The 15,224-nt window shown below is 57.8% G+C and carries 15 protein-coding genes and 1 riboswitch; of the genes, 3 read left to right on the top strand and 12 right to left on the bottom strand.

Going from position 1 to position 15,224, the window contains the following annotated elements; translation table 11 throughout:
- Nucleotides 1–20: 20 nt before the first annotated feature.
- From KJA79_RS15525 to KJA79_RS15510, 4 genes are all read right to left on the bottom strand, one after another.
- Nucleotides 21–917, bottom strand: a complete 897-nt coding sequence (locus tag KJA79_RS15525; protein ID WP_213042978.1) for an ABC transporter ATP-binding protein — start codon at nt 915–917, stop codon at nt 21–23.
- Nucleotides 914–2,074, bottom strand: coding sequence for a FecCD family ABC transporter permease (locus KJA79_RS15520; RefSeq protein WP_213042977.1), 1,161 nt, complete (start codon nt 2,072–2,074; stop codon nt 914–916). Before KJA79_RS15520 ends, KJA79_RS15525 begins: the two co-directional genes overlap by 4 nt.
- Nucleotides 2,071–3,168, bottom strand: coding sequence for an ABC transporter substrate-binding protein (locus KJA79_RS15515; RefSeq protein ID WP_246507712.1), 1,098 nt, complete (start codon nt 3,166–3,168; stop codon nt 2,071–2,073). The genes KJA79_RS15520 and KJA79_RS15515 overlap by 4 nt, the downstream gene beginning before the upstream one ends.
- Before the next feature lie 6 nt (nt 3,169–3,174).
- Nucleotides 3,175–3,412, bottom strand: a riboswitch (cobalamin riboswitch).
- Nucleotides 3,413–3,522: 110 nt separating this feature from the next.
- On the bottom strand, nt 3,523–3,780 hold the full coding sequence (locus KJA79_RS15510) for a SemiSWEET transporter (RefSeq protein ID WP_213042976.1): 258 nt from the start codon (nt 3,778–3,780) through the stop codon (nt 3,523–3,525).
- 160 nt (nt 3,781–3,940) lie between these two features.
- Between KJA79_RS15510 and rpmB the strand changes: the two genes are divergently transcribed.
- The 3 genes from rpmB (at nt 3,941) to KJA79_RS15495 (ending at nt 6,345) form a co-directional block, all read left to right on the top strand.
- Complete coding sequence (gene rpmB / locus KJA79_RS15505; protein ID WP_213042975.1) at nt 3,941–4,132, top strand: 50S ribosomal protein L28; 192 nt, start codon at nt 3,941–3,943, stop codon at nt 4,130–4,132.
- A gap of 225 nt (nt 4,133–4,357) precedes the next feature.
- Nucleotides 4,358–4,723, top strand: a complete 366-nt coding sequence (locus KJA79_RS15500) for a hypothetical protein (protein ID WP_213042974.1) — start codon at nt 4,358–4,360, stop codon at nt 4,721–4,723.
- Nucleotides 4,724–4,944: 221 nt separating this feature from the next.
- On the top strand, nt 4,945–6,345 hold the full coding sequence (locus KJA79_RS15495; protein WP_213042973.1) for a glycoside hydrolase family 26 protein: 1,401 nt from the start codon (nt 4,945–4,947) through the stop codon (nt 6,343–6,345).
- 54 nt (nt 6,346–6,399) lie between these two features.
- Here the strand turns inward: KJA79_RS15495 and KJA79_RS15490 are convergent, their stop codons facing one another.
- The 8 genes from KJA79_RS15490 to KJA79_RS15455 all read right to left on the bottom strand — a co-directional run bounded on the left by KJA79_RS15490 (nt 6,400) and on the right by KJA79_RS15455 (nt 15,214).
- Complete coding sequence (locus tag KJA79_RS15490) at nt 6,400–7,362, bottom strand: GDP-L-fucose synthase family protein (protein WP_213042972.1); 963 nt, start codon at nt 7,360–7,362, stop codon at nt 6,400–6,402.
- A gap of 2 nt (nt 7,363–7,364) precedes the next feature.
- A complete protein-coding gene (gmd, locus tag KJA79_RS15485; protein WP_213042971.1) occupies nt 7,365–8,372 on the bottom strand; it encodes a GDP-mannose 4,6-dehydratase in 1,008 nt (335 codons plus the stop codon).
- Nucleotides 8,373–8,481: 109 nt separating this feature from the next.
- On the bottom strand, nt 8,482–9,495 hold the full coding sequence (locus tag KJA79_RS15480) for an NAD-dependent epimerase/dehydratase family protein (protein WP_213042970.1): 1,014 nt from the start codon (nt 9,493–9,495) through the stop codon (nt 8,482–8,484).
- A 36-nt stretch (nt 9,496–9,531) separates the two neighbouring features.
- A complete protein-coding gene (locus KJA79_RS15475) occupies nt 9,532–11,184 on the bottom strand; it encodes an FAD-dependent oxidoreductase (protein ID WP_213042969.1) in 1,653 nt (550 codons plus the stop codon).
- Nucleotides 11,174–12,064: an aldo/keto reductase gene (locus KJA79_RS15470; protein ID WP_281412705.1), complete on the bottom strand. Its 891-nt coding sequence runs from the start codon at nt 12,062–12,064 to the stop codon at nt 11,174–11,176. The genes KJA79_RS15475 and KJA79_RS15470 overlap by 11 nt, the downstream gene beginning before the upstream one ends.
- Nucleotides 12,018–13,169 carry a glycosyltransferase family 4 protein gene (locus tag KJA79_RS15465; RefSeq protein ID WP_213042967.1) on the bottom strand — a complete coding sequence of 384 codons (1,152 nt, stop codon included), beginning with the start codon at nt 13,167–13,169 and terminating at the stop codon, nt 12,018–12,020. The genes KJA79_RS15470 and KJA79_RS15465 overlap by 47 nt, the downstream gene beginning before the upstream one ends.
- A 60-nt stretch (nt 13,170–13,229) precedes the next feature.
- Complete coding sequence (locus KJA79_RS15460; RefSeq protein WP_213042966.1) at nt 13,230–14,612, bottom strand: porin family protein; 1,383 nt, start codon at nt 14,610–14,612, stop codon at nt 13,230–13,232.
- Between the two features lie 17 nt (nt 14,613–14,629).
- Nucleotides 14,630–15,214 (bottom strand): polysaccharide biosynthesis/export family protein, encoded by a 585-nt coding sequence (locus KJA79_RS15455; RefSeq protein ID WP_213042965.1) that lies wholly within the window; start codon nt 15,212–15,214, stop codon nt 14,630–14,632.
- Nucleotides 15,215–15,224 lie beyond the last annotated feature (10 nt).

Here is a 15,224-nt window from a genome sequence, read left to right as displayed (position 1 = left end):
ACCCCTCCCGCAACATCCGATCACCCTTTGAACGACATCCCTTGCCTCGGCAACGTGATCCGAGGCAATCCCGACTGCGGATGCGCATCGATCAAGACCTCGCAGCCATATACCTCCCGCAGCACTTCGACCGACATGACCTCGGCGGGAGCGCCGACCATCCGCACCTGCCCCGCCCTCAACATGGCCACTCGATCGCAATACTGACTGGCAAGGTTCAGATCGTGCGACACGATCACCACCGTCAACCCGCGCTCGTCACAGAGTCGGCGCAGGGTCGAACAAATGCCCAACTGGTGCTGTAGATCCAGAAATGCCGTCGGCTCATCGAGCAACAACACTATGGGCGCTTGCGCCAATGCCCGCGCAATCATAGTGCGCTGACGTTCTCCTCCGGACAGATCGGTGACGGCGCACCCGGCGAGATGCGCAATGTCCATCGTGGCCATGGCCTGCGACGCCGACTGACAATCCTCTCGATCTTCCCAGCCGAAGCCCAGGCTCCATCCCGACCGCCGTCGGTGGGGAAATCGCCCCATCAAGACCGTCTCTGCGACCGTGAACGGAAACATCTGCGGGCTGTCCTGCGGAACCACCGCGACGGACTGCGCCACCAGCTCGTGAGAGAGGCTGCGCAACGGTCGTCCGAACAGGGCGATCTCCCCTTCCTGTGGCACAGCCAATTTCGCCAATAGTTTCAGCAACGAGGTTTTGCCGGACCCATTCGGCCCGACGATGCCCAGGATCTCGCCTTGTGCGACTTCCAGCGTCACATCTCGAAGCACCCAGGGCTCTCCCTGTGGACGCGAGGCTCCGTAACGGAAATGCACCCCGCGAACCGCATAGGCATGGTGCACCACCGGACCTGACTCTAGGTCTCCAGCCAGAGTCTGAGCGGTGTGGTCGATCCACGTCATGCCAATCGATCCTTTCGCCATACCAGCAGATAGACGAAAAACGGGCCACCGGCTAACGCCGTGATCACCCCGACCGGCACTTCCGACGGCACAAACAGCGTACGCGCCACCGTGTCCGCCGCCATCAAGAACATGCCGCCGACCAAGGCCGAGGCCGGCAACAACAATCGGTGGTCGGCTCCGAGCACGAGACGGACGGCGTGGGGCACGATCATGCCGATAAAACCGATCATGCCGCTGAACGACACCACGGCCCCGGTCATCAGGGCCGACACCAAAAAGATGAACCGTTTGACACGTTCCGTGTCGATACCCAGCGAGCGCGCCGGCTCTTCACCCAAGGCCAGAATATTGAGCACACGGACCTGCTTGAAGAGCAGCATCAGCCCGATCAGCAGATAGCCGGACAAGGCCACCAGCACCGGATAGGCCGGGGCGGTGAGCGACCCCATCAACCACGCCATCATGCCGAACGACCGATTCGGCTCCATGATGGAAGTGATGAACATGATGAGCGCGGAGAAAATCGCATTGAGGATGACCCCGGTCAGGAGCACCGAGTGAATCGGCAGACGCTCATGGGTCGCCGCCATCCGATAGATCATCGCGAGGGCCACCAGGCCGCCAATAAATCCGCACACCGGCAGGATCGACAGCGCCAGCACCGTCGTTCCGATGCCGAACAAGACAGCGACGGCCACGCCCAAGGCCGCCCCGCTGGAGACACCCAGCACATAGGGATCGGCGAGCGGATTCCGAAGCAAGGCCTGCAACGCCACGCCGACTGAGGCAAGACAGCTCCCCACCAGAAATCCGAGTGCGACCCGCGGCAGCCGGACCTGAAACAGAATGACGCCGGCCGTGTCGACCATCTGCTCGTCACCCGGTCGACCGAACAGCAGCAACGCGAAGAGTCCGAGGATGCGCCCCACCCCGATGTACTGAGTCCCCAACTGCAGACACACGAGAGCCAACAAGCCTGCAACGAGCGACAGTACGGTCATCACGCGCCACCAGCGCGCCGGTGTGAGGATCAAGTCCTGAACCGGCGGGTCGCCTGCGACCGTCGGCGGACCAGATGGCAAGGGACCGGTGGACAAGGTCGATGCAGTCAAGGCGTGCGCGGGAGGCATGGGGTGGCCGGCTGCTGGCATCATGGCTGTACGGGTACCGGTTCCGACGCGAAGGCTTCGGGGTGGATCGCCCGGGCCAACGCCTCCAGCCCTTCCATGACGCGCGGGCCCGGGCGGTTGAGAGCATCGGCCGACACGTCGCGAAGACGGTTTTCCCGAACTGCGGTCACCGTCGTCCAGCGCCTCCAAGCCTCCTGCTCACTTCGCGGCACGGTTTCGATCGACCCTCTGGGGAACAACAGGACTTCGGGATCTTCCTTCAACACCGTTTCCATGGTAAGACGCGGATAGGGCGCCTTCGCCTCCGAGGCGATATTCAGTCCACCGGCAAGCCCGATCATCTGGTGAATGTAACTTCCCGGACCTACCGTGATCAGCGGTTGGCTGTTGATGACGTACAAGACCCGAACGCGTGCTAGATGTTCGGTTCTGGCGGTGAGTTCCGCCATCCGGTTGCGCATCGCCAGCGTCATCGCATGGGCGGCCGTGGAGCGATCAAAAATGCGCCCCAACGTATGCAGATGCGAAAAAATACTTTCCAGCGACGTCGCATCCAAGAGCAGCACGGGAATTTTCAGTTCTTCCAGCTTGGCCAGGACATTCGCCCGATGAAACTCGCGAGGCGCGACGATCAACTCGGGTCGAAGCGCGATCAGCGATTCAAGGTTGGGATTGGCGTAGCCGACCTTGGATTTCGTCTTGGCTGCCTCTGGAAAGTTACAAAACTCGGTCACCCCGACAATCTGCTCATCCAGCCCCAACGCAAATAGCATCTCCGTAATGCTGGGCGCCAGCGAGACGACTCGCGCGGGCGCCTTGGCCACATAGAGTTTTCTCCCCGCGTCGTCGACAAACGTGCGCGGCGTAATATTGGCCATGAACGGCATGCCCGTAAGGATGCCTTGTTGACGGCGTTTCATCACCGCATCATCCTCCGGAGATTGCGCAAACGCGAGCGATACACAGGCGAGCAACACATAGCAGACGACTCCAAGAATTCCGGTGAGACTTCGGCGAACGGGGATCGGGCGAACGGCGAGCAAATAAAAAATCCCCAGGGCCAACGTGGAACCCTGAGGATTACCCGCACCATCATCCTCGCCTATTCCCCAGCCCACGAGGGAATAAAGGGTCTTCCTCGGGCAGGTCTTCTGGCTTATGGTTCATCCTACTCCCCGCGCCTTCCCATCTTCGAAGCGATCAGCTCTCAGCGATCAGGCATCAGCTGTTGGCTGAATGCTGGCTGCCGATAACCGACGGCTTTCCCAGACAGTGGCGCCTGCGGGTTTCGTCCCCATTTACAGCGGCGGGACCGCGAGGGCTTTACACCCTCTTCCCTTGACCCGAGGTGTCTTGAAACGCGGCAAACTCTAGGAGAAGATGGCCGATCTTGTCAAGAGGAGGCGCGAGCGGAAGCCATCGAGGAGATATTCCCACGGATGCCGCCGTCGTCTGACGCGCAGGAAAAAGCGCTACGAGCGGTACCGAAGTTTGAGGATGAGAATGGCGAGAGTTAAGACAAGCGTGACGAGGTTCGCGAGGATGATGGGAAGGGCGCCGAGAAGCAAGCCGTACACCAACCAGAGAAAGACCCCGGTCACAAAAGTGAGCAACATGCCCAAGGACACGTCCTGCGCGGAGCGGGTACGCCAAGTCTGCTGGAGTTGGGGGATAAAGGCAATCGTGGTGAGGGTACCGGCGAGCAACCCCACGAGCGTGACCACATCCATGGATGGAACCTCCGTGACGGTGAAGGGCCTTGCACAGGAAGGAGGGCATCCACAGTGGAGAATTCACCCCGGCAGCTTGTCTTAGCCCGTGGGGCTATGGTAGCATTTCGCTCCGTTCAGCACTAGTCGTTGAAAGACGCCGCAACAAAGGAGTAGGTCCGTGGCATTTGCTTGTGATCTTTGTGGGAAGAAACACCAAACCGGTAACAACGTCAGCCACGCGAACAATAGGACGAAGCGCGTCTTCAATCCCAACTTGCAACGCGTGAAAGCACTCGTCAACGGCTCAGCCTTACGCATTCGCGTGTGCACCCGCTGCCTGCGTTCCGGCCTGGTCAAAAAAGCCGTCTGATCACCTGCTGCCTGTCCTCGCTCGTTCTCTCCAGGGCTAGATCTTACGCTCGTGGTCTGTCTGCTCGACTCTCCCACACATAGAACCCTATCCGCCACACGTACTCGATACCGCCACGCCGCTTCCCGGAAATCAACTCACAGAAGACGACTGTGTCGGATCAGTGTACAATCCGATCGCACTCACGACAGCACTGGGAAGATTCCCCTCGAACCGGGAGGCATCATGACTCATCTCCGTCACATACTCGGTCTCATGGCCATCGCCATCAACGTCGTCGCCTGCAGTCATCTTCAAACAAAGGAAGGGGCGTACCTCGACTCCGCGAAAGGTCGCGCCACGCAAACAGAGGTGAAGCAGGCTCTCGGCGCGCCCAAAGCGGTTCGAAAGGGCGAGGAAGGCGAGGGCGTCTGGGTCTATGAATTTCGTGAGCAACAGTCCGGCAACCGCTATACCCCGCCCGGCACCTGGTGTGAGGAATACCTGCTCACCTTCGATGACAAGGCCGTGCTGCAAAAGTGGAAACAGGTCTCCCACTTCCACGGAGGCGAGCTGATGCCGACGGAATGTATTCCGGGGATAGAACCCTAGAAGTAGTGGGCAACATCCCGTCTCGCCTTTCTGCCCAGGAGCCGATGATACGGAACTACCGCCTGCATGGTCCTGCCCGCAGTTTGTACAAGAATGTGCCAACCCGGAGACACGTCAAGATAAAAACATCACCTTTTATGGACATCTTGGAGCTCAAGACGACCTCCGCGCATGGTACGACGCTTGCTGAGTATCAACCATAGATACTCGGAGGTATTATCGTGAAAACACACATTGCCGCTATTCTCGCACTAAGTTTTCTATCTGGCATCTGGATCTCTTTCGACTCTGTCTCACCCGCAGAAGCCCAGAACTGGCTTTACCGCAGAAAACGCCAAGTGCAAACACAACCGCCCCCCACCCCTCCAGCGAGCCAGACTGCGACCTCCCGTGACTACTCGGTGCTCAAGATCGCCCCTCCGCCAGCAGCGGGTCTTTATATCGGGCAGTATGAATGGGTGCAGAACGACATCGCTTCGTTTGAATCGGCCAGCGGCCGGAAAACTGCGCTCTGGTCGAGGCACCGCGGCACCTGGGCGAACGGGTACGATGCGGCCGGGCAGCCGCATTTCGATGTCGCAGCCGCGAATCTTGCCTGGCAGGAAGGAAAGGTAATTGTCGTTCAGGCATACAACATCCATCCGGCACCGGGTGAATCCGAGGCGCCGGATGGGTTCACTGTCGACAAGCTTCTCAGCGGCGTCTACGATGCAGAGCTTCGAAGATTTGCCGGCGAGCTTCGTCAGTACGGCAAACCGACATTTTTTATCTCTGGGCGCGAACCCAATGGAATCGGAGCAGATTATTTCGGGGGCTTCGGTCCGGCAGGAGACAAGTCGCTGCAATGGGCAATCGAAAACAAGCGCGGTTTTGCGGAGTTCAACCCATCCTCCCTGCCGTATAGTTCACTCTATACCGATATCGGTACGCCGCAAATCTGCGACGGGGTTGAACGTCTCAAGGCGGCACAACGCTACTACTACGATTTTTTTGTTCGCCGCGAAGGTCTCAGGTTTCTCACATTTGACTCTATGGGATGGTCTGTGAACCAACTAAACCAGATCGACTATGACGTCGCGGATCTGCCGGCCACGGTCGACAAGGCGTACGCAAAGCAACTGCTTCAGAGCTGCCACTCCTTCGCCAACTTTTACCCCGGAGACCAATACGTCGACTGGGTGAGTCTCGATTTTTATATGATCGATTATTACGCAAAGGACTGGCCCGGGCTCACCCAGGACTACGTGGTCCCCGTTGAGAATCACTTTGCCGCACTGGACGCTGTCCTGCAAGAGGTGAAGACGGTCGCGCCATCCAAACCAGTGTTCTTTATGGAGTTAGGATTTCCCGACGGCACTCAGCAGAATTCGAGTTGGGCGGCCCAGAAAATCGCGGCGGCCCTTCCACGTATCGTTTCCGGCTATCCGCAAATTCATGGTTTTGCGTTGTGGTCGGCGCATCCCTCATGGATGGTCCCCGGGGTCTTCCCCTACGACTGCTTAATTCGCCCTGGAACGCAGCAGGCAACGGCGCTGAAAAATGCCGTCACGAATAATCCTTCGTCGTTCCTCTCCTGCGTCTACCTCTCGGATGGAAAATTACATCCGAATTGTGTGAACTAGCGAAGCCGGGACAGCAGGTTCTCGCTACGTGGACATGAGAGGAGGCATGCAGAGTCAGAAGACAACTTCACGGATACTCCGCCTATTGGCTTGAAACCAAGAGACGGTTTGCCGGATCCCGTCGACAAACGCCACCGACGCCTCGAAGCCGAACAGGCGTTTGGCTCTACTCACCTCAAGGCACCGTCGCGGCTGTCCATTTGGCTTTGAGGCATCCCATACAATTCGGCCGGAAAACCCCACTGCCTCGGCGATCAGCTCAGCAAGCGTCTGAATCGTGATCTCATGCCCCGTGCCGACATTGACCGGCTCACTGCCGTTGTAGTGTTCGGCGGCAAGCACAATCGCGCGCGCCGCGTCATCCACATGCAGAAACTCGCGTGAGGGTGACCCATCTCCCCATAGGACGACCCGATCATCCCCCCGCTCCTTCGCTTCCACGCATTTTCTGATTAAGGCGGGAATGACATGCGACGTCTCCATGTCAAAATTGTCCCCGGGACCATAGAGGTTCACCGGAAACAGGACGACGGCGTTGAAGCCATACTGTTGCCGGTACGCCTGGGCCTGGACCAGCATCATTTTCTTGGCTAGGCCATATGGTGCGTTGGTTTCCTCCGGATAACCGGCCCACAGATCCTCTTCGCGAAACGGCACGGGCGTATGTTTCGGATAGGAGCAAATCGTACCGACGGCCACGAGTTTCTCCAGACCTCGCTGACGGCCAACCTCGATCAACTGCGTGCCCATCATGAGATTGTCGTAAAAGAACCGGCCGGCATGGGTTTGATTCGCTCCGATCCCACCCACCCTAGCCGCGAGGTGCAGAACCAAATCCGGTGTCGTGTCTGCATACATTCGCCGGACAGCCCCGATATCAACAAGGTCATAGTCTCGACTTCTCGGGACGAGAATGATGGTACGACACCCCTGCCGCCGAAGCTGAGCCACAACCACCGAGCCCAGGAAACCTGATCCACCAGTCACGACGACTCGTTTGTCGCGCCAATAAGACATCCTTATCGGGCTCCCCTCGTACCATTGAGAATTGCCCGCTCGACGTGAAGATCGGCCTCGACCATCATTCTGATCAATTCACCGAAAGACACTTTGGGTTCCCAGCCCAACACCCGCTTGGCCTTCGACGCATCCCCGATCAGCAGGTCCACTTCGGTGGGTCGATAGTAGCGTGGATCGATTTTCACATACCGCTTCCAGTCTAAATCGAGATAACTGAAGGTCTGCTCCAGAAATTCGCGTACCGTATGCGTTTCACCCGTGGCAATCACGTAGTCGTCCGGTTGCTCGGCTTGCAGCATCATCCACATCGCCGTGACGTAATCGCCGGCGAATCCCCAGTCCCGCTTGGCATCGAGATTTCCAAGGAATAACTCGTGCTGAACGCCCAATTTGATACGAGCGGCAGCGCGAGTGATTTTCCGGGTGACAAAAGTCTCTCCCCGTCGAGGCGACTCATGATTAAACAAAATGCCGCTACAGGCAAAAAGATTGTAGGCCTCGCGATAGTTGACTGTAATCCAATGGGCATAGACCTTGGCTGCCCCATACGGACTACGTGGATAAAAGGGTGTGCTCTCCCGTTGGGGAATTTCCTGCACCATGCCGAACATTTCACTCGACGAGGCCTGATAAAACTTCGGGTGAATGCCTGATTCACGAATCGCTTCCAATAGGCGAACCGTCCCCAATGCTGTGACCTCCGCGGTATATTCGGGGACATCGAAGCTCACGCGCACATGGCTCTGCGCACCCAAGTTGTAAATCTCATCCGGTTGAATCGTGCGTAGAATTTTATTCAGTGAACTCGCATCGTTCAGATCTCCGTAGACCAGACGTAACCTCGGTTCAGCGACGTGCGGATCCTGATAGATCGCGTCGATCCGGGCGGTATTGAAGGAACTGGAGCGCCGGATGATGCCATGCACTTCATATCCCTTCGACAACAACAGCTCTGCGAGATACGATCCATCCTGTCCGCTGATGCCGGTAATCAATGCCTTTTTCACGGTGTTGCCTCACTCCGCTGTTACAACCTGAATACTCCGACTGACTGCGCTGACGGCACGGACACAGACAGCACGACGATCAGCGCTGCCTGCAACCCCAGTCGTCTCCCTATCCTCGTCCCACGCCTTGTAGGATCTGTCGCTCACACCACGCGTAGGTCTGCTCAAGTCCCTCTTGAATACTCGTCTTGGGCGACCAATCAAGGAGGGTGCGCGCCCTCGTCCAATCTGCCGCCCGATCGACATCGCCTTCCGGCTTGCTTGTGTCGAACCGAATATCGATCTGCTTACCGGAAATCGCACAGACCCGCTCCGCAATTTCCTTGATGGACGTGCTGTAATCGGGTCCGATTTGGATGACGCCTCGATTCATGCCCTTTGTGGCAACGGACACCAGCGCATCCACAATATCGCTCACGAAGACGAATGCCCGACGCTGTTTTCCCGAACCCCACACCACGAATTCTTCATCCGGATATCGAATGGCTTTGCGAATGAGAGAAGGAATGACCTGCGACTTTTCAGGCGACATCTCGCAGTGCGGGCCATATACGTTGTGGAAACGGAGAATACCGATGTCGAGCAACTTCTCCTTTCTGGCCAAATCGCAGCCCATTTCACCCATCAGTTTGCTCCACCCATAGGAGGATTCCGGTGAGGCGGGATAGACATCGTCTTCTTTGAAGGGCGGCGGATTCAATTTGCTCTGACGTTCAGCGGGATAACTGCAGGCAGTCCCGACATACACGTAGGACGAGGCATGATTCGCAATGGCCGCCCGTAACATATTGGAGTCAATGATCAGATTGGCGTTAAACAACGAAAATTGGTTGCCGAACACATAGTTGATGCCGGCGACCACATCGGCCAGGTGATAGACCACATCCTGCCCTTCCGTCGCTCGTTCGCAGTTCCGATAATCCGCAAGATCCAGTTCAAGAAACCGGTGCTCCAGATCAATCACCGGCACACCGTCCTCGGCGAGCAGGTTCGATTTCTTGCCCCGCCAGAGATTGTCCGCGACCGTCACCTGGGCGCCCTCGGCAGCAAGACGGGCCACGAGATGAGACCCGATTTGTCCAGCCCCTCCGGTGATAAGTACGCGTTTGTTTTTCCAATACATGGTGCTCCCCTTTCCCGCGACAATAAGTTCTCCGTCTCACATGAGGCCCGAATGTGTCCCCTTCAGATGATCCGCGACGCGCAGGGCCATGGCGACGATCGTCAAGGTCGGATTCGCGTGACTGGACGTGGGAAACACCGAACTACTGGCAACGAATAGATTGGCGATGCCATGCACTCGACCTTGTTCGTCGACCACCCCCAGTGAAGGATCGGCCGACATCCGTGTGGTTCCGATGTGATGTCCGAGTACGGCCTTCACGTCCCCCATCAATTGCGACACATCGTCTCCAAGATATGTCAGGTAGCCGCAATCTTGCCTGCGAAGTTCTTCGTCGAGAAGCTTGTGCGCACGCTGCACGCTCGCTCGATCCTGCTCGGTCACCTGAAAGTTGAGCCGCAACCGCGGCATGCCCAATTCATCCTGCACGTCGTCCAGCGTCACACGATTGTCACGATGAGGAATTTGCTCGCTCTGAAAATACAGGTAATACGTATTCGACCGTGACCGCATGAGCAGAGAGGGAATACGCCGCCTCTGAAGGAGTCGTTTCCGCCCGAATTTGGGTAACACCGACAGAGCCTGAGGTGACCCCATCAGGATGTTCTTCAGATGCCGCCAGTACAGCGCATACTTACCTGTCCCCAGCTCCTCCTGCTGTCTTCCACCCAACAGCCGTTTCAGCAAAAAGGTGGCCGACAGCACCGCATTACCGTGGTCAGGGTCACCGAGCAGCGGCCGATCCAATAACATGTAGAGATTCAACAGCTCATGACGCCGCTGAGCGGCCTCGGAAAAGCCGATCCGTCGACGGCAGAAGACACCCTGTGGATCCGCTTCATATCCGAACATCACCTCTTGCCCAGCCGTAAGCGTGATGCTCGCAATCACCCCGTGAATGTGCGACATATACCCGCGCCCCAGCCAATCCGAATGGTTCCCGATGCCATCCCGATATACGCGTCGAGAAGCCAGCAACAGGCGCGTGGTTTCCAACCCGCCCCCTGCGAGTACGATGATTCGTGCGCGGACCTGAAAACGCCGGCCTGCGAACGTTGCCACTTGGACGGACTCGATGCGGGTGCCGTCCGACGAAGCCTGCAATTCGACCACCGGTGCGTGAAGCATGACGCGCACCTGTTCCGCTCCAGCGAGATCCGCTCGATACGCTTTGCCGAATTGCGTCGGCGGGCTCCACCGCTCAATGCCTGAGGTGCAGACCACCCCGTCTTCAAAGCTCGGCAACATCGAAGGATGTGCACCGGGAAGCGCCGTGGCTACTTGATAATCGTACTCCCCGCACTCACAGTAGACATGCGCGCGACGATAGTAGTCGTGCATGTCTTTCTGCGGAAACGGCCAGCCGCTGTGCGGCACCCATTCACGTCGATCAAAGTCGAGAGAATCAAAAGGAATACACCGCCCACCCCACAGCGAGGTGGTGCCTCCCAGTTGGCGATACCGAGCCTGATCCAGAGGAACGTGGCGGATCGAATCGTTGAGAGCTCCTTGATACAGCGACTGGCTCTCGCCGGCCCGCGTCTTCCCACCGGCTTCGAGCAGGATGATCCGCTGTCCGGTTGCCCGGAGTTCCATAGCTAGAGTGATACCGGCGGCCCCAGCACCCACGATGCAGATGTCGGCCGACAACGTGTGCCCCTCGGAGACTGTGTTCGCGTCAAGCAACATGCACACACCTTAGCGCTTCATCGATCCCAGCGAGATTTTCGTGCAAATGTGTCCTACAGCCCATACCCGCCAACATCACACCGATCTCCGGACGTTCAACGATCGGTCGGAATGCATCGGGGACGGACCGGCCGGCCAAGGCATCATGAGAGAAAATTTCACGCGCGATGACTCCAACGCCCAGCGCACCTGCGCGTTCCAAGATCGGCAGCGCCGCGTCAACGCGCGTGCAGTCGAGTGGAACCTGCACGCAGGCGACACCGGATTGTCCGATCCATGAGTCGGCATCCTCCAATGAACGGCAGGAGACTCCAACGTGACGCAGCGTACCCTCTGCCTTCAAACGCAAGAGCAATTCGAACACCCCATCGCGCTGCGGAAGGTCAGTCGGAGGATTGTGCAAGAGGAAGAGATCGAGACGATCCACGCCCAGGCGCTGCACACTCCCCTCTATCCGGCGACGCAGATAGTCGGGATTGAAGCACTGACGCTCCTGCCGGCGTCGCGTGCCTGTCGTCACCTCACGTGCGGTCGACCACCGTCGCAGCAGCAGATTCAGCACCGGCTTGGCCATGCGGACAAGGCTCTCCACCGAGCCGACCGTTAAACCTGCCTTAGTGCAGAGAATCATTCCGTCGCCATGGTCCCGGTGGACACGCCCAAGCAGTCGCTCGCTATCGCCTTGTCCATACACGTCTGCCGTATCAAAAAATGTAATACCCGAATCCCTTGCCGCACGAAGCGTCGCTTCGACTTCGCCACGTGAATGGCGGGTCGCCAGGGAGGCGATCATGGAGCACCCGAAGCCCAGTAGGGAGGGGGTCAGATCTGTATTACCGAGCCTGCGATACTGCACAATCAGCTCCCGTCCTGAGGACATCCGCATAACAACTCTCAGTCAGACCGGCGATGGTCTCCCAGGAAATCTCGCTTGCCGCGGCACGGACGTTCACACACATCCGTGCATACAGCCCCTCATCCCGAAGCAGTCGCACCATCGCCTTTGCCAGCATCTCGGCATCTTTGGGAGGCACGAGCAGTCCCGTAGACTCATCGGTCACGACTTCATCAAAACCTCCCACCCGCGTGGCAATCACCGGTTTTCCGAAACCGAACGCCGAGGCCAGAACCCCGCTGTTCCATCCATTCTCATAGGGAAGGACAAGGAACTTGGCGGCGGTGAAGTACCCTGCCATTTGGCTAAAACTGACATACTCCGGCACCAGCCGTACTCGCTCCTGCATCCCCAATTCCTCCAGTTGATGCTGCAAGGGCGCGATATCCATCAGCGGCTTTCCGACGATCACAATCATTGCATTCGGGACCTCTCGAAGCACATTCGGTGCGGCAGCGAGCAGGGTATGGATGCCTTTTCTCGGCTCGATCAAACCGAAGCAGAGCACGACTTGGGCGCCGCCTGGAAGGTTCGGTGACTCCCGCGCGACATGCGTTCGCACAAACGCCGTCAAGTCGGCGATGGGAAGCACGGTGATCCGTTCACGGGACACACCGAAGTGCTCGACCACCAGCGGCTCATTCTGTTTGGCGTTCAGGAACACGTGCCGCATTCTTCCATAGAGAAAGCGAAACGCCTTGATGTGATAGGGCCGAAGCGAATTGGGCAGCACATCCTGCGGGGTATAGACGAACGAGGCGCTTCCCAAGAGCCGCAACATCGCCCACAAAAGGATATAGAGAGCCGGATGTTGAGCCCCCTGCAGGTGAATAATCTGGGGGCGGAACGTCAGACAATGCCAAAGCAATTTCGCAAGCCTGCCGGGTCTGGGCCGGTATCGATCAAACACCTCGAGCGCCTGGTAGCTTCGTGGATAATCCGACAGTTCGAAGCCTAGTCCGGTCGCAAGGGTCACTTGATGCCCACGGTCTGCCAGAGCATTGGCCAAATTATGGGTATATTGCACGGTGCCGGCCCTGGGAGCCGGTGCGATGAACAGGATGCGCAATCCATCGGTCGCTGTGCCCATTTGTTACTGTCGCTTTCTGTTGTACATGGTGACTCGCACCGATCGTTCCACGACGCCCGGTCAGAACGTCGCGATCAAGCGTAGGTTCACTGTGTTAGCAAGACGGTTTGCAGAGGTCCCCAAAATGTCTTCTCGCTGGTCGAACATGTCATACCCCAATCGTGTCACTAGCCAGGACGCCGGGCTGTACGAAATGCCGACATTCCACTTCAGTGTATGCACGGTCAGATCGTCCGATCTGGTGCTTGTCAAAATCCACGTCAAGCCGGCATCGAACAGAAAGTCATTCGCAAGGCGAATCTTGGTCGAAGCACGGATAAAATCTCCGACGAGCGGTTGACTCAATCCTCCGGACGGAGGAAATACGTCCCGCATATAACTGATTTCGTACAAGGCATCGCCGATCGATTTTTTGATGGAGGCCTGTGCAAGCACCTCGACTGTGGAGGGTTTGGGTTCCACGCGAACCGCACCGATCGTTCCACTCACGACCAACGTTTCCGATAGATCGAGTTCCTGCGCGACCAGCGCGGAATGTGACTGAAAATCGTGCCCCTGCTGGAAATCGAAGAAGCGAAACCGGTACTTCACCGTGGTACGACTCCACTGCGTTTCCCGTACTCTTGCCCCGACCTCCCCTTCGTGAGTCATACTGTTAATGGCACCCGGAGCATCGGTGGACCACAGAAAATTGGCATAGTTGGTCAACAGATCAACCGACGGGGTCAGTCGATGACGCACCATCAATGCAGCGAGGTTGATTGACGTTCGCCCGAATGCACCCATCACGCCCGGTGTCATTTGCTCAGTCGGATCCTGAAACGATTCGAACCGCTCAAACATCGTCAACGTGGTCCGATCGGTTACATTCCACAGTCCTAACAGCTCTCCATTCTGCCGCGAAACGGCAGAATTTTGGTTCGTGTTCTTCGCATAGACGCGTGACTCGATGGAATACTCCGCCGTCAGCTGGCCATCCCGCCCTGATGTGGTGTACCCCAATCCCGGTGCAATTTTGGTAATGTAGTCCGTCCCGCGGTTCTGTGCGGTGAAGAACACGTTGTCCGTATACTGCTCCGTCACGGTCAGACGTGGGGTGAACCCCTCCCGGCGTGTCGGGACCCCCAGCAGTAACTTTTCCGAGACCGGCATGCGCTCATACCCCATCTGATTCTGCCAGGACGGCAGCTCGCCGAACTCTCGTTTCGGCCGAACAAACTCCTCGTTGTCCGGTTCCTGAGCCGATACGATCGGCTGAGCCAGCCATGGCCATGCGGCCATGGCTACCATCCCAGCCATCGAAAGCCGCAACCAGCGGCAGGTCGCCCCGGCAAGTCTTCTCCCGCGCTTCAGGTCGATGCCCTGCCTGTCCCCGAGCCCCACGGTTGCGATCCGGGACTGCATGCTCTGTGACACGTGACGTCGCTTTCGTTCCGGCATCATGAGTGTGATCATTGCCGCTACGGAACGATCACCGTGTCCCCAGGTCGAAGCATCACGTTCTGGTTGCTGTCTTCACCCTGAACGAATTTGCTGTAGTTGAACGGGATCCGTTGTTCTCCGCTGCGCCCGGGATTGACGATAAAAATCTTATTCCGGGAGGCAAACGTGGTGAGGCCGCGAGCCATCGCCAACGCTTGGATGACGGTCACCGGTCCCTTCAAATCGAATACCCCAGGCTGCATTACTTCACCCAGGACAAAGATGCGAAAACTATGCGTCGCCTCCAGGATCACCGTGACCTGCGGATCCTGGATATGCTGCTTAAGCTGCTTGTTAATGCGTTCCTCGATCTCGCCCAACGTAAGCCCCTTCGCCTCGATCTCGCCGATCAACGGATAGTTGATCTTTCCGTCAGGACGAACGGTGACGATAGTCGACAGTTCTTTGTGCTTCCAGATAAAGACATTCAGCACGTCGCCCGCACCTAAACGGAACGGGCCGGTCCAGTTCACATCCGCCGTCGGCGCCGCCACCGGTTCGGCCTCGGATGCCTGCGCACTTCCGGCCACACACCACGCCATCAAGAAAACTACCCAGATCATGTGAAGCATT

Origin of the sequence: Nitrospira defluvii (assembly GCF_905220995.1) — a bacterium.
Lineage (GTDB): Bacteria > Nitrospirota > Nitrospiria > Nitrospirales > Nitrospiraceae > Nitrospira_A > Nitrospira_A defluvii_C.
This window is presented reverse-complemented; position numbering and strand designations above follow the sequence as displayed.

Coding starts and splice junctions, on each gene's coding strand:
- KJA79_RS15480 (WP_213042970.1), bottom strand. CDS start 9,495: ATGTATTGGAAAAACAAACGCGTACTTATCACCGGAGGGGCTGGACAA.
- KJA79_RS15465 (WP_213042967.1), bottom strand. CDS start 13,169: ATGGGCACAGCGACCGATGGATTGCGCATCCTGTTCATCGCACCGGCT.
- KJA79_RS15460 (WP_213042966.1), bottom strand. CDS start 14,612: ATGATGCCGGAACGAAAGCGACGTCACGTGTCACAGAGCATGCAGTCC.
- KJA79_RS15525 (WP_213042978.1), bottom strand. CDS start 917: ATGACGTGGATCGACCACACCGCTCAGACTCTGGCTGGAGACCTAGAG.
- KJA79_RS15490 (WP_213042972.1), bottom strand. CDS start 7,362: ATGTCTTATTGGCGCGACAAACGAGTCGTCGTGACTGGTGGATCAGGT.
- KJA79_RS15510 (WP_213042976.1), bottom strand. CDS start 3,780: ATGGATGTGGTCACGCTCGTGGGGTTGCTCGCCGGTACCCTCACCACG.
- KJA79_RS15455 (WP_213042965.1), bottom strand. CDS start 15,214: ATGATCTGGGTAGTTTTCTTGATGGCGTGGTGTGTGGCCGGAAGTGCG.
- KJA79_RS15475 (WP_213042969.1), bottom strand. CDS start 11,184: ATGTTGCTTGACGCGAACACAGTCTCCGAGGGGCACACGTTGTCGGCC.
- KJA79_RS15500 (WP_213042974.1), top strand. CDS start 4,358: ATGACTCATCTCCGTCACATACTCGGTCTCATGGCCATCGCCATCAAC.
- KJA79_RS15520 (WP_213042977.1), bottom strand. CDS start 2,074: ATGATGCCAGCAGCCGGCCACCCCATGCCTCCCGCGCACGCCTTGACT.
- KJA79_RS15470 (WP_281412705.1), bottom strand. CDS start 12,064: ATGTCCTCAGGACGGGAGCTGATTGTGCAGTATCGCAGGCTCGGTAAT.